Annotated in this window: 23 protein-coding genes; 19 read left to right on the plus strand and 4 right to left on the minus strand. The window is 35.4% G+C overall.

Annotated features, from left to right (window positions below; all coding sequences use genetic code 11):
- Positions 1–15: 15 nt before the first annotated feature.
- Positions 16–243, minus strand: coding sequence for a hypothetical protein (locus tag AMET_RS09805; protein ID WP_012063127.1), 228 nt, complete (start codon positions 241–243; stop codon positions 16–18).
- A 415-nt stretch (positions 244–658) separates the two neighbouring features.
- On the opposite strand from AMET_RS09805, the gene AMET_RS09810 reads away from it, so the two are divergent.
- The 5 genes from AMET_RS09810 (at position 659) to AMET_RS09830 (ending at position 6,771) form a co-directional block, all read left to right on the plus strand.
- Positions 659–1,054 (plus strand): cupin domain-containing protein, encoded by a 396-nt coding sequence (locus AMET_RS09810; RefSeq protein WP_012063128.1) that lies wholly within the window; start codon positions 659–661, stop codon positions 1,052–1,054.
- A 114-nt stretch (positions 1,055–1,168) separates the two neighbouring features.
- Positions 1,169–3,538 (plus strand): glycyl radical protein, encoded by a 2,370-nt coding sequence (locus AMET_RS09815; protein ID WP_012063129.1) that lies wholly within the window; start codon positions 1,169–1,171, stop codon positions 3,536–3,538.
- A gap of 75 nt (positions 3,539–3,613) precedes the next feature.
- Positions 3,614–4,519, plus strand: coding sequence for a glycyl-radical enzyme activating protein (locus AMET_RS09820; RefSeq protein WP_012063130.1), 906 nt, complete (start codon positions 3,614–3,616; stop codon positions 4,517–4,519).
- Positions 4,520–4,865: 346 nt separating this feature from the next.
- Positions 4,866–6,149: a hypothetical protein gene (locus AMET_RS24295; RefSeq protein ID WP_012063131.1), complete on the plus strand. Its 1,284-nt coding sequence runs from the start codon at positions 4,866–4,868 to the stop codon at positions 6,147–6,149.
- Positions 6,150–6,165: 16 nt separating this feature from the next.
- The gene (locus AMET_RS09830; RefSeq protein ID WP_012063132.1) at positions 6,166–6,771 is read left to right on the plus strand and encodes a hypothetical protein; all 606 of its coding nucleotides are present in this window, start codon (positions 6,166–6,168) and stop codon (positions 6,769–6,771) included.
- Here AMET_RS09830 and AMET_RS25755 read toward each other — a convergent pair.
- Positions 6,754–6,936, minus strand: coding sequence for a hypothetical protein (locus tag AMET_RS25755; RefSeq protein ID WP_012063133.1), 183 nt, complete (start codon positions 6,934–6,936; stop codon positions 6,754–6,756). The two genes, AMET_RS09830 and AMET_RS25755, sit on opposite strands and share 18 nt — an antisense overlap.
- 411 nt (positions 6,937–7,347) lie before the next feature.
- Between AMET_RS25755 and AMET_RS09835 the strand changes: the two genes are divergently transcribed.
- The gene (locus AMET_RS09835) at positions 7,348–8,100 is read left to right on the plus strand and encodes an NYN domain-containing protein (protein WP_012063134.1); all 753 of its coding nucleotides are present in this window, start codon (positions 7,348–7,350) and stop codon (positions 8,098–8,100) included.
- Positions 8,101–8,325: 225 nt separating this feature from the next.
- Here the strand turns inward: AMET_RS09835 and AMET_RS09840 are convergent, their stop codons facing one another.
- The gene (locus AMET_RS09840) at positions 8,326–9,600 is read right to left on the minus strand and encodes a sensor histidine kinase (protein ID WP_012063135.1); all 1,275 of its coding nucleotides are present in this window, start codon (positions 9,598–9,600) and stop codon (positions 8,326–8,328) included.
- The gene (locus tag AMET_RS09845) at positions 9,601–10,278 is read right to left on the minus strand and encodes a response regulator transcription factor (protein ID WP_012063136.1); all 678 of its coding nucleotides are present in this window, start codon (positions 10,276–10,278) and stop codon (positions 9,601–9,603) included.
- Positions 10,279–10,426: 148 nt separating this feature from the next.
- On the opposite strand from AMET_RS09845, the gene AMET_RS09850 reads away from it, so the two are divergent.
- From AMET_RS09850 to nikC, 13 genes are all read left to right on the plus strand, one after another.
- Positions 10,427–12,172, plus strand: a complete 1,746-nt coding sequence (locus AMET_RS09850) for a carbohydrate-binding domain-containing protein (RefSeq protein ID WP_012063137.1) — start codon at positions 10,427–10,429, stop codon at positions 12,170–12,172.
- 125 nt (positions 12,173–12,297) lie between these two features.
- On the plus strand, positions 12,298–14,502 hold the full coding sequence (locus tag AMET_RS24300; protein ID WP_012063138.1) for a CotH kinase family protein: 2,205 nt from the start codon (positions 12,298–12,300) through the stop codon (positions 14,500–14,502).
- A gap of 169 nt (positions 14,503–14,671) precedes the next feature.
- A complete protein-coding gene (locus tag AMET_RS09860) occupies positions 14,672–15,460 on the plus strand; it encodes a polyphosphate polymerase domain-containing protein (RefSeq protein ID WP_012063139.1) in 789 nt (262 codons plus the stop codon).
- Positions 15,409–16,095, plus strand: a complete 687-nt coding sequence (locus tag AMET_RS09865; protein WP_012063140.1) for a DUF4956 domain-containing protein — start codon at positions 15,409–15,411, stop codon at positions 16,093–16,095. Before AMET_RS09860 ends, AMET_RS09865 begins: the two co-directional genes overlap by 52 nt.
- 369 nt (positions 16,096–16,464) lie before the next feature.
- On the plus strand, positions 16,465–17,535 hold the full coding sequence (locus tag AMET_RS24305) for a leucine-rich repeat domain-containing protein (protein ID WP_012063141.1): 1,071 nt from the start codon (positions 16,465–16,467) through the stop codon (positions 17,533–17,535).
- Positions 17,536–17,713: 178 nt separating this feature from the next.
- Entirely contained in the window at positions 17,714–18,175 is a 462-nt protein-coding gene (locus AMET_RS25030) for a GNAT family N-acetyltransferase (RefSeq protein WP_012063142.1), read from the plus strand.
- 501 nt (positions 18,176–18,676) lie between these two features.
- Positions 18,677–19,201, plus strand: coding sequence for an RNA polymerase sigma factor (locus AMET_RS09880; protein WP_278184256.1), 525 nt, complete (start codon positions 18,677–18,679; stop codon positions 19,199–19,201).
- Positions 19,191–19,943, plus strand: coding sequence for a hypothetical protein (locus tag AMET_RS09885; RefSeq protein ID WP_012063144.1), 753 nt, complete (start codon positions 19,191–19,193; stop codon positions 19,941–19,943). The genes AMET_RS09880 and AMET_RS09885 overlap by 11 nt, the downstream gene beginning before the upstream one ends.
- Entirely contained in the window at positions 19,934–20,800 is an 867-nt protein-coding gene (locus tag AMET_RS09890) for an ABC transporter ATP-binding protein (protein ID WP_012063145.1), read from the plus strand. Before AMET_RS09885 ends, AMET_RS09890 begins: the two co-directional genes overlap by 10 nt.
- Positions 20,801–22,051 (plus strand): ABC transporter permease, encoded by a 1,251-nt coding sequence (locus tag AMET_RS09895; RefSeq protein WP_012063146.1) that lies wholly within the window; start codon positions 20,801–20,803, stop codon positions 22,049–22,051.
- Between the two features lie 12 nt (positions 22,052–22,063).
- The gene (locus AMET_RS09900) at positions 22,064–23,317 is read left to right on the plus strand and encodes an ABC transporter permease subunit (RefSeq protein WP_012063147.1); all 1,254 of its coding nucleotides are present in this window, start codon (positions 22,064–22,066) and stop codon (positions 23,315–23,317) included.
- A 229-nt stretch (positions 23,318–23,546) separates the two neighbouring features.
- Positions 23,547–24,503, plus strand: a complete 957-nt coding sequence (gene nikB / locus AMET_RS09905) for a nickel ABC transporter permease (protein WP_012063148.1) — start codon at positions 23,547–23,549, stop codon at positions 24,501–24,503.
- A complete protein-coding gene (nikC, locus tag AMET_RS09910; RefSeq protein WP_012063149.1) occupies positions 24,490–25,311 on the plus strand; it encodes a nickel transporter permease in 822 nt (273 codons plus the stop codon). Before nikB ends, nikC begins: the two co-directional genes overlap by 14 nt.
- Positions 25,312–25,352 lie beyond the last annotated feature (41 nt).

Below are 25,352 nucleotides of genomic sequence, written 5' to 3' on the forward strand. Positions count from 1 at the left end.
ACATATTCAATTAAGCTAATAGAGTGGTGGAGTCGGACCATTACATGCTGGGAATGGAAGTACATCTCGGACTTGGTTTAAGGGGTAGTGTCTTAATGCAAACTGAGTATGATATAAATACTCCAGCAAGTATATTTCTTGATGAGTTATACTACAAAGTATACCTGAAACACCTGTTCCGTCAGTTAAAGAGACGCCTACGGGTTGGTTTATTAAATACTGCATAGTCATTTGCCAAGGCATAGTGGCTCACCTCCCACTATAGATTATTCTATATTATGAATTATGGTACAATATGGTAGTAACATAATTAAAATTTAATGAGGAAGTTTTGAGTGGAGAGCTTATTTATATCTCCAATAGTAATGAACTAGTTATGACTAGTAAAGATGAATTAATGAAAATGTTTTTTTATAGAATAAGCACATGGCTTAAAGCAATGTACTTATTGTTGAATTCAAAGGTAGGAAGTTAAAGGGCTTTGTAATCCTGATATTTAAAGGACAATAAAAACTTCGCTAAATTTGGGAACATTTAGGATGGAAATCGCCTCTATATAGTGAGGTGAATAAGAACCCAAATCCTATAGAATTCTACGAGGGGCAATTAACTTCCAAAGGATAACGGGTGTAGCTGCTTAAACTAAGGAGAAGTGATCATGAATAAAACCATAATCAAAGTCTTGCTAATTGTTATTTTGTTGTTAGGGAGTGAAATCAATAGCTATGAAGTGGTATCGATAGATAAAATAGAATCCATATACGAATCAAATGGGAAAAAGATATTGTACGATGTATTTCCATTCAATCCAAAGTCAGGATTTGAATATTTTCATATTAAATTGATTCCTGGTGCCAAGCATGTTTCTACCCCTCATCATAATCCAACAGAAGAACACATAGTAGTCACAGAGGGGACTTTAGAATTAACAGTAGAAGACCAAAGATTTGAACTCACGGCCCCATCAGCATTAAGATTTAAATCAAATAAGAATCATACTTATAGCAATCCATATGATATCGAAATGATATTTCAAAACATAGTTAAATATTAGAGCTAATCCAGCGTATTGGTAAAAAGGTATTTGGATTAATTTTACAAAATAAACACGCAATAACACATTTTATATGTGATTACACATAAAATGTGAAAATGAGAGGAGACAACTATGATTACAGAAAGAATTGAATCCTCAAGGCAGAATTATATCAATGCAAAGCCAGCCATTTCCTACGAAAGAGCAAGAATTTGGACAGAGTCACATAAGAAAACAGAAGGTGAATCAGTTGTTATCAGAAGAGCTAAGGCATTCAGAGATACCTGTGAACAGATTAATGTTACTATTTTTGGAGAAGAACTTATTGTTGGTTCCATCGGAGAATTTAGGAAATGTGGCATCTTAACTCCTGAGTTTTCATGGACCTGGGTCGACAGGGAAATGGACAATTTCGATGAAAGGGTTCAAGATCCATATGTGATGACAGATGAACAAAGAACATTTGTTAGAAAAAAAATATTCCCATACTGGAAAGGAAAATCTTTAGAAGAAGCATTTTTAGCGCAATTACCTGAAAAGACTGCAAAAGTTGCTGTTGATACTGGGATAGTTGATAATGATTCGAAGTGGAGGCAAGCTGTTGGTGAAATGACACCTGATTATCAAGATGTTTTATTCAAAAAAGGTTTTGGGGGAATTATTAAAGAGGCAAAAGAACATATTATCAAACTTTCTCTGACTTCAGCAGAAGATATGAAAAAGAAAGATTTCTATAATTCAATTATCATTACCTCTGAAGGAATGATTACACTTGCAAACAGGTATGGTCAAAAAGCTACAGAAATGGCGGACATAGAAAATAATCCCATAAGAAAAGGTGAACTGTTAAAAATTGCTGATATTTGTGGTAGGATACCTGAAAATCCTCCCGATACTTTTTATGAAGCGATTCAATTTGTTTGGTTCACACAAGTGGGTGGAATCATATCTGAAAACCCACTGGCCCTTAATATTGGAAGGTTTGACCAATTTATGTATCCCTACTACAAATCTGATGTGGACAAAGGAATCATTACAAAGGATGAAGCTCAAGAACTGATTGAAGCACTTTGGATAAAATTATCTGAGTGGGTTTGGACAATTTCTGCAAATACTGCTGAGTTTTTTGCTGGATACAATCAATTTCAAAATCTGACAGTTGGTGGTAAAACTAGAGAGGGAAAGGATGCTACCAATGATCTCTCATATATGTGTTTGAAAGCTACTGAAAGAGTAAAAACGCACCAACCAGGGCTAAGTGTTAGGGTACATCAAGATAGCCCAAGGAGCTTTTTAGATGCGGTTACGCATCTAGTCAGTAAAGGTACTGGATTCCCGGCAATCCATAATGATACTGCAGGTTATCAAATGCTTATAAATGCAGGGTATGAACCGGAAGATGCAAGAGATTGGAATAATTGTGGTTGTGTAGTGCCACATTTCCGTAAGACGGGTGAATGGACCTCAGCAGTAAACATCAACTTTACTGCAGCTTTAGAGTTTGCATTAAACCAAGGGGAAAGTAGAATTACTGGTGAGAAAATAGGCATGGACGAAGACAAACCAACTACTTTTCAATCCTATGAAGAAGTTGAAAAAGCCTTTTACAAACAATTTGATAATTTAATAGAACACTCAATCATAGCTACTTTATTAGCACAAAAATTGCATAAGGAAATGGTTCCAAGACCATTCTTATCTTCTTGTATCGAAGAATGCATGATCAAAGGAAAAGATTTAGTTGATGCTGGTGCAAAATACAATCTTGGGCCGGTGCTTACTGGAATAGGCCTCGCTGTGACATCTAACTCTCTGGCTGTAATCAAAAAACTTGTTTTTGAAGATAAAATGACAACAATGGAAACATTGATAAAGGCACTTGACGCTAATTGGGAAGGCTATGAAAAACTAAGACAATTAGCTGTTTCCGTTCCCAAGTATGGAAATAATGTTGACTATGTAGATGACATTGCCATTAAAATAGCAAATTATTATTATAAACAAGGACACAAATATAAAGACATTAACGGGAACAATTTCAACACTGCTTTCATGGGGATTTCCAATTATTTACCAACCGGGAAAGTTGTTGGTGCCACACCATGTGGAAGAAAAGCCAAAGAACCCTTATCAGAAGGTGTATCACCCTTTGCTGGGTCGGACACTTCTACTCCCCTAGAAGCCATGCGTTCAGCAGCAAAACTTAATCAGGATGTACATTCAGGTGGTACATTATTAAATCTAAGGTTAAATGAAGATTTAGTCAATACAAAAAGAGGGCAGAGCAATTTAGGTTTCATGATTCAATCTTTCTTTGCACTAGGTGCGTTCCATGTTCAGTTTAATACAATATCAACTGATACATTACGTAAAGCTCAAAACAATCCTCAAGACTACAAAGATTTATTAGTTAGAGTTGCCGGATACAGTACACAATTTGTAAATTTATCTAAATCAATGCAAGAAGCGATCATTGCAAGAACAGCTCATGAAAATTATTAAAATGAGAATAAAGACATAGCTTGATTAAGCTGTGTCTTTATTCTCATAGGCAAATTTGAGCCAGGAGGAATTGATATGAGTAACGTAAGTGGATACTTCATGGAACTACAGAATTTTTCTGTTAATGACGGAAATGGAATCAGAACAGTTATTTTCTTTGCTGGCTGTCCCCTCAAATGTCAATGGTGCTCTAATCCAGAAGGTTATACAAGTTCTAACAAAGTAGCATACTATAAAAAAATATGCATGAAATGTGAAAGATGTATTCAAGTATGTCCATATAAAGTAGGCATGGATCTAAACAGCCCACTTGAAAGAATAAGATGCAAGTCCTGCGGCATTTGTGTAAAGCTATGTCCAACGAATAGTAGAAAAAATTTAATTTATTATTATAACACCGAACAAATATTAAAAATGATAGAAAAACAAGAAATTTTTTATAGGTATTCAGGTGGCGGTGTTACATTTTCAGGAGGTGAAGCAGCTCTGCAAGCGGATATACTGAGAGATCTTGTATGCAAACTTTATGATAAAGCGATAGACTTGGCCATTGAGACTTCTGGGTATTTTAATTTTGATGATATGAAAGACATATTAGAAAAACTAAATTTAATATTTATAGACATAAAACATATGGATGACAAAAAACATAGATTTTATACAGGACTAAGAAACACAAAGATATTAAATAACATATTAAGGCTTAATGAATTGAAAGTAGCTGTGGTAGTTCGCATACCAGTCATTGACGGAGTGAATTCTGATGTCGAGAATATTAGAAGAACTGCTAAATTTGTTAAATCTAATATAGATATGCCCAAATTAGAGTTATTGCCATTTCATTCATTTGGAGATAGCAAATATGAGGCTCTTAGTTTAGAAAAACCATCAAGACACTTTAAAACACCATCACAGGAACACCTAAGAAAGTTATATGAAATCGTTGAAAGTGAAGGTGTTGAGGTAGTTAGTTATAGGTAAACTCAGATCACTGAACTTAGAAAATGATTACGTCAGTTTCTGGTAATTATCCTAAAAGTGCAAAACCATAATAATATAAAAGTTGCAATATATCAAGAAGGGCTGCTATCACGATACTTGTGTTCTCTAGATCTACTGTTAACTTATATTGATCATTTTTTTCTCTCTGTAAGTCTTTATCATAAGCTGACTGGTTAAAACAACTGAAATAGCCTGGCTCCATACTATATTGTATTTTCACAGTGAAAGAGACTATGGGAAAAATGTTCATATTTTGAATATTTTTTTACACAAATTGGCAATAATAAACATAAAGAAAATAATACGATACATAAGAAGGTTGAATATGCTAAATAAGGTAAAAAAAGAAGACGTTCGCCTAGTAAGAATGTATATGGATGTTTTAGGGATTAACTACTTACATAGAAGTAATCCCTGGACCGCTGCATGGTGGTCTGCTGCTTTACCTGGTTTCGGTCATCTATATCTTGGGTCACTTTTAAAAGGATTTTTATTCTTATCAGCAGAGATATATATTAACATAAGAGCAAGAATCAACTTGTCTATCTTTTATACCTTTATAGGTGACTTTGAAAAAGCCAACAATGTTTTTAGTATACGTTGGGGACTGTTTTATATGGCAGTGTGGGTTTTCTCAATTTATGATTCGTACATGTTATCTATACAGTTAAATCAATTATGTGATCTTGAAGAAATGCAAGAAAAACGATATTTTGAAAGATTTAGAATATCGAGCTTTGGCATAACCAGCATAAATCAACGTACTCCTTTGATCTCGGCATTTTGTTCAGCCGTAGTAGGTGGGATGGGACAGATCTATAATGCACAGTATGTTAAAGGCTTTATTTTAATTGGGTGGGTCATGGTTATTAATTTCTACTCTCAGTTCAATCATCTGCTTTTTAAGTTCATAAATGGACGTGAAATATTTGTGTATCAAGTTGATTGGCAATGGCTACTATTTTATCCTAGTATCATTGGATTCTGCATTTGGGATAGTTATGTAGGGGCAGTTGAAATCAATAAGTTATTGGTTGAAGAGCAAAGATATACCTTTGGGAAAAAGAAACATTTCCATGTTATAGGAGAAGGGAGGAATTATCCTATGTATCTTTTAGGAACTTGTAAAGAGTCTATAAATTTAGAGCTCCTGATAGGCACTTTGAAAACCACTGGATTTAATAAATACGAGGTTATTTTTTTAGACCGTTTAAATAATGATAAGGGTAAAACCGGAGATAGTATTCGTCAATCCGATGGAATTAGCAATTTTAATGGTGCGATGTGTGGAGCTACTGTTTTGATGTTATTTGGAACGATGTGGGGAGGGTCTCTTATTCCTGGAGGACCCATTGCCATTGGCTTAGCAGGTTTTTTTATTGGAAGCATATTAGGTTACATAATAGATCGCTACATAATAGGGTGGATAAGGGCAAGATTGAAGCTAGATTCTATTAAAGGGAGCAATCCAGTAGATGGAGAAGTGATGATATTAGTGAAAGTATACAACAAGGATCAATATGATTATTTGAGTACACTTTTTGCTGAGAGAGATGTCCGATTTGTGGGGAAAATAGAAGGAGAATCACTGGCAGCGTTAGTTTCTTAATAAGGAGGATAAAGCTATGTTAATGACAAGCTTTCTTCGGACTACTCTAATACTGCTAGTCTGTTTAAGCTTAACAGCATGTGGAGCTGATGGACCAATTCACTTCTACGAGCCAGTAGAACATTTAATGAAATTAGATGCTAAGCTGAATGAATTTCCATTACCTCAAGAGGCTCAAGATATGGAAAGAGTAAAGAATCAAAAAAATAAAAACATTAAATCCAGTTATAAATTAGATGGGTTAGATGAATTCAAATCCTTAGACATTGTGAAAGATGTAAAAATAGATAAAAATAAATTAGATGTTGAATTCCTCGTTGAGAGTATAAATAAAGAAGATGATAAAGAACAGCCACTAACTGAATATATTTGGGAGAATACACTATTTTTGATTTATACTATTGTAGATACTTTTCCCGAAATAGAAGAAATGCGATTACATGCAGGATATTATTATTTAGATAAAGTAGGACAACCATATAAACAAGTGATTTTTATTGCTAATACAACAAGAAAGTCTACAGAAAAAATAAATAGAGATTATTTTAGAGAAGAAATGTTAGAGGAATTATTAGACTATTATATTGCAAAAGATGCGATTAAACTATATGAAGAAAATTAACATGGATATATGTGAGTCACTAGCTCCAGCTTTATCAATATAGTTGAATAGAAGGTTATTAAAGGAAGGCTTTTTATTGATTTCAACAAAGTCTTCTATTTCTTCTGGTGTAATACTTTGATAAGGAATATTTATTTCATCACATAACATTGATTGTTCAACCATAAGACAATCAGAAAAAAGGTGCAGATCTATGTATTATTCTAATTCTTTTATTGAAAAACAAAGACAGATGGAAGGCAATACAATTGTTGCGACGGCACTCAGATGTGTAGAATCAATCGAGAGGGAATAGGCTTTACTCTACCTGTAGGGGTAGGTGCTGTCATTTTGTAATCATAGTACCATTTAATATTATTTCATGATGTGATACTATAGAATATGATAAAAAGAAATTAATAAGAAGTAATCTTGTATTGTAAAATAATTAAAATTATATTATACTAATGATTTGCAGTACAGCAAATTCATTCTAGGTCAGAAAGTCATGGAATCTGAAGGCCAGTATGCTTTCTCCCATGAAATTTGATTGTACCAAGAAAGATAGAACAATAATTGTTATTAAGGGGATGTCATATGGAAAATGATAAGAAAATTGCAGTTTTAATTGACGCTGATAATGTGTCAGGAAAATACATAAAATTTATATTTGATGAAATTTCTAACCATGGAACGCCGACCTTTAAGCGGATTTATGGAGATTGGACAAACCCTCAATTGTCATCATGGAAATCTGTGCTACTGAATTACTCTATAACGCCAATCCAGCAATATAGCTATACAACGGGCAAGAATGCCACGGATGCAGCATTAATTATTGATGCAATGGACATTCTCTACTCAAATAACGTAGATGGTTTTTGCATCGTTTCAAGTGATAGTGACTTTACAAGGTTGGCTGCCCGCCTAAGAGAGGCTGGTATGTATGTCATTGGCATGGGAGAAAAGAAAACCCCTGCGCCTTTTATAGCTGCCTGTGAAAAATTTAAATACCTTGAAGTTTTAGCAGCAATTCCTGCAAATTCTTACAAAAATGCTGGAAAGACAGAAAAGCAAGTGGATTTAAAAGAAGGTATGGCAAATACCAAAGAGCTAATTGGATCGATCAAGATTATTATAACGGAAAGTTCAGATGAGGATGGCTGGGCCTATTTGGGTGAAGTTGGAAAAAGACTCAATAAACGTTATCCGGATTTTGATACAAGGAACTATGGTTACCCAAAGCTCACACCTCTTTTATTGTCCTTAAGGCAATTTGAAGTCCAGTCACGTAAAACTAGCAATCCACATGTTACCCATTATTTCATCAAAAATAAAATTTCAAAATAGGATTAGAATATACAAAAAAGCAAAGAGACAGGGAAGACACTGATAAAGTGATTTACCCTGTTTTTTTAATCCCTTATGAAAATCCAACACATGGAATTGGGGTTTCATTAATATTCACAGTGATCGTCTGGTATTGTTGAGAATTGTCCAGCAGTTAGGGATAGAAATAGCCCTCTGTAATATGCAAAATACAGGAGGCTACGGTGCATGTTGCATTTAGTATAATTAGGTGCCAATACTAGGGAGTTCAACCGTAAAGGTTGTACTCTCATTTAAAATACTTTTAACATAGATTTTTCCTCCATGTTGTTGGATGATTGTTTTTGCAATAGCTAAACCGAGGCCATAGCCTCCGCTTTTTCTTGCCCTAGATTGATCAATACGATAAAACCTATGAAATATTCTATCTATGTGCTCTTGAGTTATGCCTTCACTGGTGTTGGTTACAGATAAAACAAGACTACTGTGATATTTCTTTAAAGAAATAGTAATAATTCCTTTACTATCTGTATATTTTACCGCATTATCTAGAAGTATCATCACCACTTGTTGGATTTGTTCGCGACTACCGAGGCTTATTAAATTTGGCTCAACCATATAATCCAAAGAAAGGTTGTTCTCATAGATAACCGCGTCCATTGTTAAAATAATGTTTTCAACTGCGTCACTTAGATTAAAGCTAGTAACAATCATTTTTACGTCTGAATAGTCCACTTGAGTCAAATACAACAAATCATTGATTAGCTTTGTCATCCTTTCTGTTTCGGATTTAATGTAATAAAGCCATTTGGATGGACCGTTGACTTGATCCTCCCCACTAGACAAAAGCACATCAATGTTTGTGTGAATAATGGTTAGTGGTGTTTTCAGTTCATGGGATGCATCGGCAATAAATTGTTTTTGTTTATCGAAGGCCTCTTCAATGGGCTTTATAGATTTATTTGCAAAAAATCTGCTTATAAAGAAAATAACAATTAGCATGATGAATGCAACCATGAAGAAGGTATAAATAAGATTTGTAAGAAAACCTTGCTGTGAGGTAATGTCTAAAAATACGATTCTGTAGTCATCAAAATGAGGCTTGATTACAAATCGCCAATACTGATCCTCAAGTTTTAGACTTCCTGAATCGGTATTTTGGGATAGGGCGGAGTTTTTTGCCCTTTCATAAAACGCGTCTTCTATGGTAAATATAGATGAGATCTCTAATAGATTACCTTCACTATCAGTAACTAGAGTAAAAGAAACAGAAGGTTCACGAGGGCGTTGTACCGGAGCCATCTCAGACGGTATCACTTCAGTATCAGAATCACGTGGCGGTTGGTTTGGTCTTTCATTTACTCTACGGCTAAAGTCTGATATCCGATGAAGCTCCATTTGAATATTTCTATGAACATTATTGTATGTTATTAAATAAATTGAGGTAAAAGCAATAAGCATCATAACAGAAATAATAATTAAATTAAGAATAAGAAACTTATCTCTAAGCTGTTTAAACATTTAACTTTTCACCTCCAATATATAGCCTACACCACGGAGGGTATTGATCACTACCTTTGAAGTTAAGAACAAAAGCTTTTTTCTCAAAAAAGAAATATAAACCTCAACATGGTTATGTTCAACGTCAGAATCAAATCCCCAAATCTTTTCTATAATCAATTCTTTAGAGGAAGCTAAATTATTACGTAAAATAAGAAACGCTAAAAGATCACTTTCTTTTAATGTCAATTTCACTTCCTTACTCTCTTTAGATAGTTTTAGGGTTGAGGGATTTAATTGAACATCTCCATATTTTAACGTACCATCTAGGATGACTTCTCCCTTACGCCTTGATATGGCTCTTATTCTTGCCAGTAATTCTTCAGTAGCAAAAGGTTTAGCTAAATAATCATCGGCACCACTATCCAACCCCATCACTTTGTCAGTAATTTCTCCTTTAGCTGTAAGCAGGATTACTGGTGTTGCAATGCCTTCTTGTCGTATCTCTTTGAGTATGCTTAAGCCATCCATTTTAGGAAGCATGATGTCTAAGAGGATTAAATCATAAATGTCACTTAAAGCGTAATCCAATCCAGATTCTCCATCATGGAGAAGATCCACGGTATAATTATTTTTTTTCAACATTTGTGATAAAGCTTCTGCCAAAGGAATCTCATCTTCTATGATTAATATACGCATAGCATACCCTCCGTTTTCATTGTTTTATAGTATTATAGCATACCAACCCTTAAAGGAACCTTAAGTTGTTTATCGATACTTAAGGTTCCTTTAAGGTAGGGTTGTTACAATCATTTCGTACACAATACAAGTAAAGGAGTTGGATGAAATGAATAGAAAATTAATTGCTGTGTTAGCAGCAGCTATGGTTATGATGACAGCTTGTGATTCCTCGGGGCATGTGGATACAGAGAAATCAGAAAACCAAGGTACAAATACGATGATGGGGACAATCACGAGCGCCAATAGAAGCGAGGAATCAAAAATTACCGATGAGATGTTGAATTTTGATAAAAAGACTGATACAACCACCAGTATCGATGAAGGCAATGAAATCATCATAAACTTGAATGATGTAAAAGTAGGGGAAGATGTGGTTATTACAGAAGGTGGTAGTTATATATTGAGTGGAAAAATGTCTAATGGACAAGTCAGAGTCGAAGTGGATAAGTCAGAAAACGTTCAGCTCATACTCGATGATGTAGAGATCACAAATGAAAAAGGTGCAGCCATCTACATTATTAGTGCGAATAAAACCATTATTACAGCCCTAGATGGGACAGAAAATTGGATATCCGACGGTTATGGTGATGTTGTTGGTGACATTGACATGGAAAATGAGGTATCCAACGCGGCGATTTACAGTAAAGATGATCTTATCATCAATGGGGCCGGAATGCTAACTGTTAATGCTACCATTAATAATGGTATTAATAGCAGAGATGATTTGACAATCAGTATTGCAGCCATGGTGATTCATGCAGTGGATGATGCCATTGTTGGGCGTGACAGTGTCATGTTAAAGGAGGTAGACATGACCATAAATGCCGGTGATGATGGGATTAAATCTTCCAGAGAGGAAGAAGAAAAGGGGTACATCGTAATTGAAAGCGGACGTTATAACATCCAGTCACAAGGTAAAGGCATGAATGCAGAAACAAGTATTGTCATTTTAGGTGGAGAGATAACCATAGATGCCGTAGATGATGGGATTCACAGCAATGGAACCATTGATATTATGGGCGGCAACATAACCATCACTACAGGGGACGATGGTATCCATGCAGACGATATGATCATCATCAACGGTGGTGACATAAAGATTTTAGATAGTTATGAAGGTATAGAAAGTGCTATGATCTATATTCATGGTGGAAATATTGATATTGTTGCCAGCGATGACGGTATAAATGCGGCAGGTGCTGGTGGTCAAGGGGGATTTAGAAGGATGCCAAATATGGCAGTTACTGATACAGATGTTCAATATAAACTTGTGATTACCGGTGGCATCATCAAGGTTAATGCAGAAGGAGATGGCATTGATGCCAATGGTTATATCTATATGTCTGGCGGAGAGGTATATATAGATGGCCCTACAAATAATCGCGAGGCTGCCATTGATTATGACATCAGTTTTGAAATGAGTGGTGGGTTACTTGTTGGAGCTGGCAGTAGTAGTATGGCTCAAGCACCTTCTACAACTTCAACACAAGCCTCTATTGCAATGACTTATTCTGAAATTCAAAGTACAGGAACAGAGGTGGTTGTGCTTGATGAAGCTGGAAACAACATCATTTCATATGCACCTGATAAAGTCTTTCAATCTATCGTGTTCAGTACACCAGACATGATAAAAGGTGAGGAGTATACGGTGGTAACCAATGGAGATATAACCGTTAGTTTTGAAACAGCCGACAGTGTGACTTGGGTAAATGAATCTGGTGTGACAACTGGTGGCGGTATGGGTGGCCCAGGAGGCCAGCGTCCTGAAGGTATGAGAAATTTCTCGGAGGACATGAAGCGTCCTGAAGGTATGGAAATGCCAGCTGAAGGAATGAGACAGCCAAAAGAGTAAGAAGCAAGAAGAAGCTTAGAAAAGATTAAATCATGTAGAAGAAAAAGAGTATGTAAAGAGATATTTAAGTACTTTGTTGGGGATGTGTACCAAGGATATTAAAAATAGAAATGGAGGAATTTAGAATGAATAAAAAAATAGCCATTGTGCTTGCAGCTATACTTGCAATTGCACCCAATATGAATCTAAAAGCATATGCAGAAGGTTCCGAGACAAACATAGCGTATTTCGCCGATGTGATTTTAGAAGAAGTGATTCGACAAGAACTTGAACAACCCGAAGGAGATCTACTGGTCAGTGAGTTAAGTGAAATTAAAGAAATATCTGCTGGTGGGTTAGAAATCAGTTCCTTAGAAGGGATCGAACAATTGATAAATCTGACTTCCTTAGATTTGAGGGAGAATTTTATTGTGGATTTAGAACCCTTAAGGACTTTGAAGAATCTAACCTCTTTGAATATAAGGGAAACGATGGTAACTGATTTATCTCCTTTACAAGATTTGATAAATTTAGAGTATTTAAATATCCACTCCACACCTATAACGAATGTGGCGGTAATTGGAAATTTACAAAGACTGGAGACTTTGATTATGAGAAATGTTCCTATAGGGGACGATGTTTCTTTTTTAGAAAATCTTAAAGCACTTACTAGACTAAATGTACGTAACACCAATATAAAGGATATTACGGTACTGGCTAAACTGATGGAGGAAGGGGTTTTACAAGACAATCCCCAGTTAGGAATCGAAGCAGAGTTAGATTTGCGAGATAATCCTTTATATGTGGATGCAAGCTCAGATGCATATGAAGCGATTCGAGGGATTTGGGAGAATATAACCAATAGACACCCTAATGACTTGCCAGGCGTTACAGATTTAGCTGCAGGATCGGAAAAAGTTATCGATTATGAAGAATTATTTATAAAGGACAATATAATAGACATCCATGTTGAAATTTCCGAAGAAGATTGGGAGAGCATACTTGGGGACCCTATGGCAAAGGAATACAAAAGTGCAAATATAACAGTAGATGGTATAAACTTAGAAGATGTGGGACTTCGAACCAAGGGCAATTCAACTTTAAGAACTACTGCAAATAGTGAGTCTGAACGTTACAGCTTTAAAATAAAGGTAGATAGGCATATAGAGGAACAAACCCTTTTAGGGCTTGATAAATTTGTTTTAAACAGCAATGTGATGGACCCTTCCAATTTACGGGAGTATCTAAGCTATGAACTTCTCAGAGAACTTGGCGCAGATGTACCACTTACAAACTTTGCCAATATCTATATTAATGGTGAATTATATGGATTCTACCTTATGGTGGAAGCAATTGATGATAGCTTTATTGAGAGAAACTTTGAAGATAACAATGGTAGTCTATATAAGGCAGGCCAAGGCAGTTCACTTCAGCATGTAGAGGATAGTAACTATGATTCTTTAGATTTAAAATCAGGATATTACGAATCAAAAACAGATCTTAAAAACTTTATAAAGGTTCTAAATGAAATGCCAGAGGGTGAAAAAGGTGAAATTGAAAGTGTCTTGGAGGTAGACAGTGCATTAAGATATTTTGCAGTCAATACTGTTTTAGGAAATTATGATAGCTACCATGGTAATAGGTCTCATAACTACTATTTATATGGCCAAGAGAGTAAATTCACAGTATTACCGTGGGATTTTGATTTATCCTTTGCAGGTTTTAGTAGAGGAGATTTGAAAACCATACCAATTGACGAACCTGTTGCACAGGGAGAAAATTTAGAAAATTATCCACTCATTAACAATCTATTAGCAGTAGAGGAGTACAAAGAAAGGTATTATGAGTATATAAACGAGAGTCTTGCTTATCTTGAAAACTTTGAAGAAAGAGTGACAGAGCTGACTGATATGATAAGACCTTATGTTGAAGTAGACCCTTCAAAATCCTATACAATGGAGCAGTTTGAAGCAAACACAACCTATTCTGAGACAAGTGATGAAGAAATAATAGATTTTATGGAAAATCCAATGATGGAACGAGAAAATCAAATGCAAAGACCTCAAGAGTGGGAAGCTCAAGGAGAAAGACAGATGCCTCAAGAAATGCAGATGCCTCAGGATATGGCAGAAAGATTTGCAAATGGGGATAGAATTGAACCACCACAAGGAGAAATGGGTGAGAATATGGAGGACAGACCACAAAGAGGCCCAGGCGACAACATGAGAGGTGGACCTGGTGGTATGATGGGGAATTCAACTTCTATTATAAACTTTGTAAGAGGACGGGTTGAAAATATCAAGCAACAATTGGCAGGTGAGATACCTACTACAGGAGGTACAATTAGATAAATTTTCATATAGGAGTAAATAAACCGCCCTAAGGATTATCTAGTCAGTAGGGCGGTTTTTCTATGTTAAATGTTAACTTTGTCTGTTTTTTAAGGTTTATTTAAGGTTAAATTTGTAAAATGAAATAAAGTAAGGTGAAAAATAATCAAATAAAGAAAGGAGCAATGAAATGGCAAAAGAAGTTTTCAATAGACATGAAAACAAGTATTTAATGAATCGGGATAGCTATGAAAAGCTTCAAGAGAAGCTACTATATTATATGGATATAGACGAGTACAATAAGACCAATGAAATGTATACCATATGTAATCTATACTATGATACGAAGGATGACCATCTAATAAGAACTTCATTATCAAAGCCAAAGTACAAGGAAAAACTTCGAATTAGAGCATATGGCGTTCCTAAAGAAGATGAAGAAGTGTATTTGGAGATAAAAAAGAAGGTTTATGGCTTGGTAAATAAGAGAAGAACAACAATCAAGCTAGAGGAAGCCTATGATTTTGCAACTACAGGGATAAAACCTGAGAGAAAGGAGTATATGAATAAACAGGTGATGAATGAACTGGAGTATATGTTTAAAGTATATGATCTTGAACCAAAACTATACTTGGCTTATGATAGAAAAGCCTTCTTTAGCAAAATAAACAGAGACTTACGAATTACCTTTGATACAAACATAAGAACACGAAGATATGACTTAGCCCTTGAAAGTGGTGATTATGGGGAGTCGTTATTGGAAGAAAATCAATGGCTCATGGAGGTTAAGGCAGAAAAAAGTATTCCCATATGGTTGTCTCGGCTACTCTCAGAAAACAAAATATACAAAATAAGCTTTTCAAAATATGGTGCAGAATATAAAAAGATGCTATTAAGCAATCAACCACAGAAGGGAGAAACAAAAATATGTTTGAAACAATATTCGATACTACCACAGCTCAGACCACTATATCTTTAGTAACAGCCATGTTAACCATTATGGTGTCCTTTGTTTTAGGAGGAATGGTAAGCTTAACCTATAGGAGGACATGCGAGAAGAGTAGCTACTCTCAGAATTTTTCTCTCACACTGGTACTTCTATCAGTGGTGGTAGCCATCATCATTCTTTTAATAGGAAGCAACGTGGCACGGGCCTTTAGCTTGGCAGGGGCATTTTCCATCATTAGGTTTAGAAGCGCACCAGGGGATCCAAAGGATATTGCCTATGTTCTTTTCACAATGGCAGCAGGACTTGCTTGCGGGGTTGGATTCTATGGATATGGTGTTCTGTTTACAACCGTTCTTTGTCTCCTCATGCTAGTTCTTAATTTCATCAACTTTGGTGAGCAGAATTTCTCACAGAAGATGATTAAGATAACAGTTCCTGAAGATTTAGACTTCGAAGGGGCATTTGATGAGGTATTTGAAAGTTTTACAGATAGTTACCAGCTTATAAAAGTTAAAACCATTGATTTAGGTAGCCTGTACCAAGTGGTTTACATGGTAACAATGGACCATAAAACAAATCAAAAAGAATTTCTTGACGCATTGCGCTGCAGGAATGGAAATTTAAATATTACATTGGCCCTGTCTGGTGACGGGAAAGAATCGTAATTTCATATATAGAATATTCATGTCAAACAACTTAATTTTCATCTCAAGAAAAGGTAATAGGAAAATAATCCCTGATTTAAAAGGGTTTTAGCAAGGCTTTGAAGAAAGGATTAATATTGTCATTTTTTCATACTTTCTGATGATAAAAATAGGGTAGATGTTCATTTACAATAAATGAGTAAGTATAGCATGCTAGTAATATTGTGTTATTAAAGGAGGGGGCTTCTTATGTAAGTAGCAAGACAAAGGTACATACAATCTACTTTTAAAGATGGTTATGCGCGTAATCCAAACGAGACATAATTAGATCTGTTGAAGATTATTTATATATACATGATAATACCATGATTAAATAAGAGGATGTGTGTTATGAAAAAGAATTTACTGAAGATAGTAGGGCTTGTTTTTATATGTATGATTGGATATTTTTATTGGATAGAGTACATACAACCAGTACATTTTAACGATGTTAGAGTGAAGACTGCTCTTTTAGAAAGGCTGGGACACACAGCAGATAAAGAATTGAGTAGAAGTGAACTGAAAAGGCTAGAGGGACATTTAGATCTATCTAATAGAAGAATTACAGACCTTGAGGGAATACAGTACTGTCAAAATATTGAATACATAGACCTATCAAATAATCAAATAGAAAATGTAGCACCATTGTTTGAATTAACAAACCTACAAGAAGTATCATTAAGAGCGACTAGAATAGAGAATATAACAGGTATTAAAAACTTTAAAAATGTAACAAGGCTGGATTTATCCACCAATAAAATTGGCGATATTAATGAGATCTCATATCTTGAAAAAATAGATACTTTAGATATATCTAGGAACAATATATCGGACTTATCGCCACTGATCTCTCTAAAGAATCTAAAAGTATTGTATGGATTTGGTAATGAAATTACTGATTTAAGTCCGCTATCTACCCTAACACGTTTGGAAGTATTAGTATTAAGTGATAATAGAATTACCGATGTAAGTCCACTAATTAACCTAACCAGATTAAAATCATTAAGCTTAAGTAGTAATGAAATAGAAGATATATCTGCCTTTCAAAATTTGAGAAATCTAGAAGAAATCAACATCTCAGATAATTTAATAAGCTCCATTAGTCTCATTGAAAATACAGGTTCATTGAAAAGACTCAGAATAAGGAATAACCCAATAACGGACTTTGAACAGCCTATTTATATGATAGAGAATACAGATACTAAAATGGTAGGGCTTATACTTACGACTCTCCTGAGAGAAAAAGGTATATCCTATGAAGAAAATGAAAATGCTGTGATTTTAAAGGACTATGATAATAAGCAGATATCCTACAAAAAATCATTCGATTCAGTTGAAGTGAACCTAAAAGAGATTACAGATCTTTCCTTTTATGAAGCATTAAATAGAGAATTATGGCTTAGAGTCATAAAATCAAATTAAAATACAACTCCAATATGATGGACACCCCTTCAGTAGGACCACAAAAAAAGTAGTGGATGTAAAATGACTCCATGGAATGTTATTATTTTTTTACAAGAGAGGTAATGAACATTGGAAGTAAATAATCCTTTTTTTATGGTTAAATAGATAAGTAAGGATGATAAAAGGAGGCGTTAATGTGACTAATTTTCAACCTATTACAGAAGAATTACTAGAATTTGTACTAGAAATAGTTAATTCGAATTCTGATTATAATATTTTAGAAAATGGAAATCCACTTAGAACCATAGAGGAGGTAAGGAGTGAATTTCTGAACGAAACCACTGATAGTTACCTGATCATTTTAGAAAATAAGTATGTAGGAATCATTGATTTTTTAAAAAATAATCCTAAAGATAATCATCCGTGGATAGGTTTACTGATGATTCATGGAGATGATCATTATAGAGGATATGGGAAAAAGGCCTATGTTCTGTTTGAGGAAATACTAAAACAGCAAAAGACAGATAAAATTCGAATTGGTATATTACAAAAAAATAGTAGTGCTAAAGCCTATTGGACATCCTTGGGTTTTAAGTTTTATGATAATAGGCGATGGGAAGGAAAGTTAATTGAATGCTTTGAAAGACAATTAACATAGAGTGTGCATATCTATTTAGTGGAAGCATTTTAGAAAATATTGGATATGGGAGAGTAGAAGCAACTTCTTCCATCGACACCCAAACAGAGCAAATTATCCGAGAAGCAATTAAAAAAGTGTTAAAAGGGAAGAACAAGCTTTATTATAGGCTTTATACAAACCAGTTTTTAGAGGAAGAAGACAAAAAAATATTACAGCAATCGTAATGGAGACAAAAAAGAAGTCATTAATATGGGCGTATCATACTGTAGAAAGAAAGGTGAAGATATTATTTAGAAGCATCTACTCAGGTAGGTGCTTTTCTATGCCAAATTTTGAGAAAACATACTGTCTTCCATTCATTTGCTACCACAGTAACCACGGACAATGGACCTGTAGCCATATAAATTATATTTATTTCCCTGGGAATTTTAAATCCTTTTTTCAGTTATACTCGTTAATATAAGTGTAGGAGATTTTACAAAACGAAAGGAGGCGTTCATCATTGAGGACTATCAACTAATATGGCGGATAAAAAAAGGCGATCAGCAGGCATTTGATACTTTAGTAAGAAAACATTATCAAAATATTTATAGCTATTGTATCAGAAGAACAGGGAATCAAGTAGTGGCCGCTGACTTAACACAGGATATTTTTCTAAAGCTGGTAAAAGCCATATATAACTATCACTTTACAGGAAAATTTACTAACTTTTTATTTACAATAGCCGTTAATACTTGCAACGATTATTATAAAAAGCCCCAGCAGAGCTATGAAGATATTGATAGTCTGCGGAAAAGTGATAGTAAACCTGAACCTATAGAGAGTGTCATACAAAAAGAGGAAGCAAAGGCTATCAAGCAAAAAGTTGATGCGCTTCCTGATATTCAAAAAGATGCCATTATCCTTTATTACTATCATGATATGAAGGCAAAGGATATTGCAAAAATTATGGGAGTAAGTTTACCCACAGTAAAATCACGATTGAAGCAAGGAAAGGATAAGCTGAAAAAAATGTTTAGTGAGGAGGATTACTTTGAAAGATAGAGATGGTTTTAAAGAAATACTTCAACAACATCACGTTCCCCATGGCAAAGAAGAGGATATTGCTAAGACGATACGATTAGGACAAAATGTTATGGATCGAATGGTACCTTCTAAAACAGCCTTTAGTGTGCTCCTCAGAGAGCAAGCAAGATATATTTCACCTTATCTTTGGGTGACGCAACTCATTGCTATCATCATGACGATGACGTTTTCTATTAATTTAATTGATGCATACCTTGAAATACAAAGGATATTATTCGTCCTAACACCTATACTTGCTTTTTTTGCAGTACCAGAAGTAATCAAAAGTATGGTTTACGGCATGTCTGAATTGGAGGATACCTGCAAGAATAGTGTATCAAAGATTTTGGTAGCGCGGTTATTTATTATTGGAAGTGTCAACCTTGTGGCGTTAACGATAATGATCACTTTTCTATCAATCCAACACCAGATACCATTTACTCAAGTTGTTCTCTATGGTCTAGTGCCCTTTAACATTGTAAACGGAATTCATTTACTGGTGTTCCATTTTGTAAAGATTCGTTCTACTGTAGCATCCATTAGCATTTCCCTCTGTTTGGTTGCTTTGATGAAGATGTTAGCAGATCTTAGTTTTTTTATTGCCATAACCGAAACCATGTGGGTTATCTTATTTGTACTATCAACAGGGTTTTTCCTAGCTGAACTCTATCATTTTATAAAAGATATAACAAACAAGGAGGTACTTATCGAATGGAACTAAAGATTAATAAGTTAACAAAACAATATGGAAGCAAATTAGCGGTGGACCGGTTTTCTGCCACATTTACCGAGGGGATTAATGGACTGCTTGGTGCAAACGGTTCAGGTAAAACAACATTGATGCGGATAATGTGCGATATATTACGTCCCACATCAGGGGAAGTCTTGTTAGATGGCGTTAATATAACAACGCTAGATGAAGCTTATCGTGAATTATTAGGGTATTTGCCACAAAATTTCGGGTATTATCCTGATTTTTCCGCTTGGGACTTTATGCTATATTTTTCATCCTTAAAGGGGTTACCACGGTTGACTGCTAATAACAGATGCAAGGAGTTACTCGATACAGTGGGACTTTATGAGGTAAGAAAGAAGAAAATCAAGACTTATTCCGGTGGCATGCGTCAGAGGTTAGGGATTGCCCAAGCTCTAATTAATGATCCTAAAATACTCATCTTAGATGAGCCTACAGTTGGACTTGACCCAAAAGAACGGGCTAAATTCCGTAATATCATCAGTGATCACTCTACAGGAAAGATCATATTGCTCTCTACCCATATCGTTTCAGATGTTGAATACATTGCAGATAGAATTATAATTATGAAGGATGGGCAGCTTTCACAGCAGGCCACCACAAATCGCATATGCGATTCTATAAAGGACTTCGTATGGAGCCTACAGGTTGTACCTAAGGATGTGGATAGCTACAATAGTAAGTTTATTGTGAGCAATCTAAAGCATAGCGGCGAGATGGTGGAGCTTCGTATTGTATCGGAGGAACGACCTTCAGAGAATGCAGTAAATATTTCGCCAAACCTTGAAGATTTGTATCTCTATCATTTCAAGGGAGAAGTGTAAATGGTAACCATGATTCAGTTAGAACTCAAAAAAATGCTAATTCCGCCTATAGCCCTCGTGTTGATCTTGATGATACTTGCCGTAAATGGGATCGTCCTATTATTAAATAGCGAGGGTAATATTGTAAACCTACAAGATATAGAAATGCAAAGGGTAGAACAATCCCAATATGCAGGTGAAATCAATGAAAACTGGAGTAATGTAATACAGGAAAAGCTGAAAAGAAACAGGGAGAATCCCGATAATTTGATGACCGAAACTGAGAAGGCACAAGTACGACAGGAGTATTTACAAAGGGGTTATACACAGGAATATATCGATAAGATGGACAATAATAATTTTTTGAAACCAGAGTTATTAAATAGCTTATCTTATAACATACTTCAGGATGCCCAATATTTCGCTGGATTTTATAATCATGCCCAGCAATTTTCTGACAACCAAGGGGCGTATTATCGAAGCGTGTTTGACGGAAAGAAAGGTGAAGACTTAGCGTCTAAGGCTGAAGCAATGTATGGATACCTAGCCCAGGACTATATAGCACATTATAATTACAATTTAGGGTGGCATAAACTCAACTTTATGCAAAGTATGATGCCTTTCACCGTGGGACTGTTTTTGATAGTGACAATAGCCACTATATTCTCAAGGGAATATAGTCAAAAGACAGATAGCCTTTTATTGTCTACAAAGTACGGTAAGAGTAGATTGATTTATGCAAAGCTATTGGCCGCCTTTATATTGGCTGTAGGCTTTTGGTTAACTGTACAGGTTGTGAATTTACTGGTGACGGCACGGCTGTTTGGTTTGCAGGGGGGAGAAACCTTTGTGCAGGATTGGGTAGTTAACAGCAGTCCATTTGCCTTCACACAACTAACAAACTATATTGTAGTAAGTGTAGTGAGTTTTATTGGGTTAATATGCTTTACCAGTGTCATTGTTTTAGTATCAGCGAAAACAAAAAGTTCATTTGTTTCAATACTCATAAGTAGCGTGGTTTTATTATTTCCCGTGATGATATCTATACCAAATGTTGATGGTGTGGTAGGTAGTCTTATGGGAGAGTCAATGCTTTTTATGCCTGTTAGGATATTAATTGCTACCAATCATTTCACTTTTTTTAGAGCGTATTATATTGGGGGAAACGTTGTTTTAATGCAGTGGGCAGTAACCATAGTAGCTGTTTTTGCAGCTGTTTTTATGGTAACAATTGCATTTAGAACATTTAAAAGACATCAAGTAGAAAATTAAGGGGGTGGCACGTTGAAAGATTTAATTGGATTTGAGATAAGAAAAAGTGTTTTCAGGCCTATGGTTTTTGTTATATTAGTAATAATTCTTTTTTATAACGTATCAATGATATTCTATGGCACATTTGATAATGAACCAACCTATGGCATGCCATATAGCACAGAAAAGGTAAACCAATTGAGACAGGAGCAATTAGAATTTGCAGGCTTCATTGATGAAAAGTGGATACAAAATATAAAAGAGACAAAAGATGCAATACTGTACAATCCAGCCAATCACATAAGTGAGGTGGAGCGAAAGGAAAAAACTGAAGAATTACTTGCTCGGGGATTATCGAGGGAAATGATCGACTCAAATATAGTGTTCTTCCTTAAAGAGGAGGTAATGAACAGTCGAGAACTTCAACTTTTGGAAGGACCTGAAGCAGCATCAAACTTTTACAGGTCGGCAAATGAAATAGGGCAAGAAAAAGCCAACCATTACCGTGAAGTTTATGGTGGGGAAAAAGGAGAAGCTTTGGCATCAAAGGCAGAAGAAATGTATGGTTATCTAAGTGATGAGTATAAGGCTTATTACGACTACAGCTGGGGGTGGTCAAGGCTTCATGCTATGCAGACAGTACTACCATTTACGGTGGGTGTATTGCTGATTGTGATTCTGTCACCAATGTTTTCTCAGGAGTATGCCAGAAAGACAGACTCTCTTATTTTAAGTGGAAAGTATGGTAAAAATAAAGTAATTAAAGCAAAGATCATCACAGCATTTTTATTATCAATTTTATCATGGGTGATGATGCAGTTGATAAATATTGTTATGATATTCACCTTATTTGGGGCAGAAGGGGCCAGATCATTTCTTCAAAACTGGGCGCAAAATCCAAATCCCTACCCATTCACCTACATGACAAGTTACTTTGTGATAACTGCTATGAGTTTTTTAGGACTAATATTTTTAACATCCACTATATTGTTTATTTCATCCAGGTCCAAAGGATCGGTTACCTCTCTAGTCACAGCAGGAGTTGTTGTATTGTTCCCCATAACACTTTCAGTAATATTTACTGGAGAGATCATAACGAAAATTTTTATGTTTATGCCTACTAAGGTTTTAATAGGTGTAGATCATTTTAAAAACTTCGATGCCTTTTATATCTTTGACAAAGTGATTATGCTGCCTTGGGCAATAGCCTTTGTTTCTGTTGCACTATCGATACTCATGGTCATTGGGGCATATTTTAGTTTTAAACGACATCAAGTAGAGAATTAGGAAGAGTAGGTTATTTGGGTTACCCACAGGATATTCAAAAATGAATATTGATAAATTATTGACAAATTATTGACAAAGTCTAGGGTTTGGTGTTAAAGTATAGTAGTAGTGTTTTCATGAAGAAAACACACAACACATTCTTAAATAGAAGTGTCATGAAGACCTATGTGTAGAGCCCTAGGTTTTTTTTGCGTATTTTTAAAAGTTTATATCATAGAGGGGTTTTTTTATGGTAGTACAATACACATTTAAAAGAATCGTACATATGGTTGTTATCCTTTTAGGGGTTACATTTCTCACCTTTGCCTTAACCTCTATGTCTCCAAGTGATGCTGCTGAAATGACACTCTCAAGACAGGGGGTTGCACCTACTGCAGAGCTACTTGAAGCTACCCGAGAAAAAATGGGCCTCCATGATCCTTTTATCATTCAGTATGTAAACTGGCTAAAAGGGGTTTTACAGGGTGATTTCGGAACTTCTTTTCAGCATGGAGATACAGTTTTTGCGCAAATGTCAAGGAGAATTCCTCAAACGATAAAGCTTACTCTGTTATCTACTGGTGTGATGATTATTTTTGCCTTGCCTCTTGGGATCTTATCGGCTATCTATAAAAACAAACCCATTGATTATATCATTAGATTTACTTCGTTTATTGGTATTGCAATGCCGAATTTTTGGCTAGGACTTATTCTAATGCTGGTATTTGGTGTTATGAAACAATGGCTTCCTGTCATGTCTGATGGTTCATTAAAATCATCAATACTTCCAGTGGCGACTTTGGCCATACCTATGATATGTAGATATGCTCGTCAAATAAGGGTAGCCATATTGGAGGAAATGTCTAGTGAATATGTAATAGGAGCAAGGGCTAGAGGTGTAAAAGAATTAGATATTATACTAAAAAATGTGCTGCCAAATTGTGTTTTGCCTGTAATAACCCTCTTAGGACTATCAATTGGAGGTCTTTTAGGAGGTACAGCGATCATTGAAAGCATATTTTCGTGGCCTGGAGTAGGGAGAATGGCTATTGATGCCATAACTGTCAGAGACTATCCTGTCATCCAAGCCTATGTAATCTGGATGACAATAATTTATGTTTTTATTAATTTAGGTGTGGATCTTTTAAATACCCTACTGGATCCCCATAAAAGTACAGGGGGTAGAAAAAAATATGCTGAGCTATAAAAGAAAGTATGTCCATGAAAAATTTTATATACTATTATTTTTTGCATCGGCAGGAGTAGCGGTAACACTTTTGAGCAATTATATTGTTCCCCATGATCCACTGGTCACCAATTTTTCACAAATACTTAAACCCCCAAGCCTAGAATATTTTGGCGGGACGGATCAGCTTGGACGTTGTGTATTTTCAAGAGTGCTGAGTGGTGCGAAAAACTCTCTTAAGCTAACATTTATTATGACCATGATTGTATCTGTGTTAGGAACGATTATTGGTATTCTATCTGGATATTTTGAAGGCGTTATAGATACTGTACTTATGCGGATTTCGGATATGCTCCTTGCATTTCCAGGGACTATTTTTGCTATTGTGCTAGTGGGTATGATGGGACCTAGCTTAGTCAATACAGTTATAGCCTTAGCACTACAAAAATGGACAAAGTATGCCAGGATGGCAAGAAGTATGGTTCTCACTGCAAAGAGTCAAGATTATATTGTACAAGCAAAGCTATGTGGTGCCAGGACGCCTAAAATACTTTTTACATACATATTGCCTAATATTATTTCACCGATTGTCGTATTAGCTACGATGGAAATAGGTCACACCATGCTTTCCATTGCGGCGTTATCATTTCTAGGGCTGGCTTCACAACCCCCAACCCCTGAGTGGGGATCTATGTTGAATGAGGGGAAGGACTATATTCAAACTGCTCCATGGCTGATGCTCGTGCCAGGGGTAGCAACATTTCTTACGGTTCTTGTTTTTAATCTTTTAGGTGACAATATGAGAGACGTGCTAGACCCTAAAGAATAAATAAAACATTTAAAAGGCATAAGACATGATAATGAGGAGGA

The sequence above is a fragment of the Alkaliphilus metalliredigens QYMF genome, from assembly GCF_000016985.1.
Taxonomy (GTDB): domain Bacteria; phylum Bacillota; class Clostridia; order Peptostreptococcales; family Natronincolaceae; genus Alkaliphilus_A; species Alkaliphilus_A metalliredigens.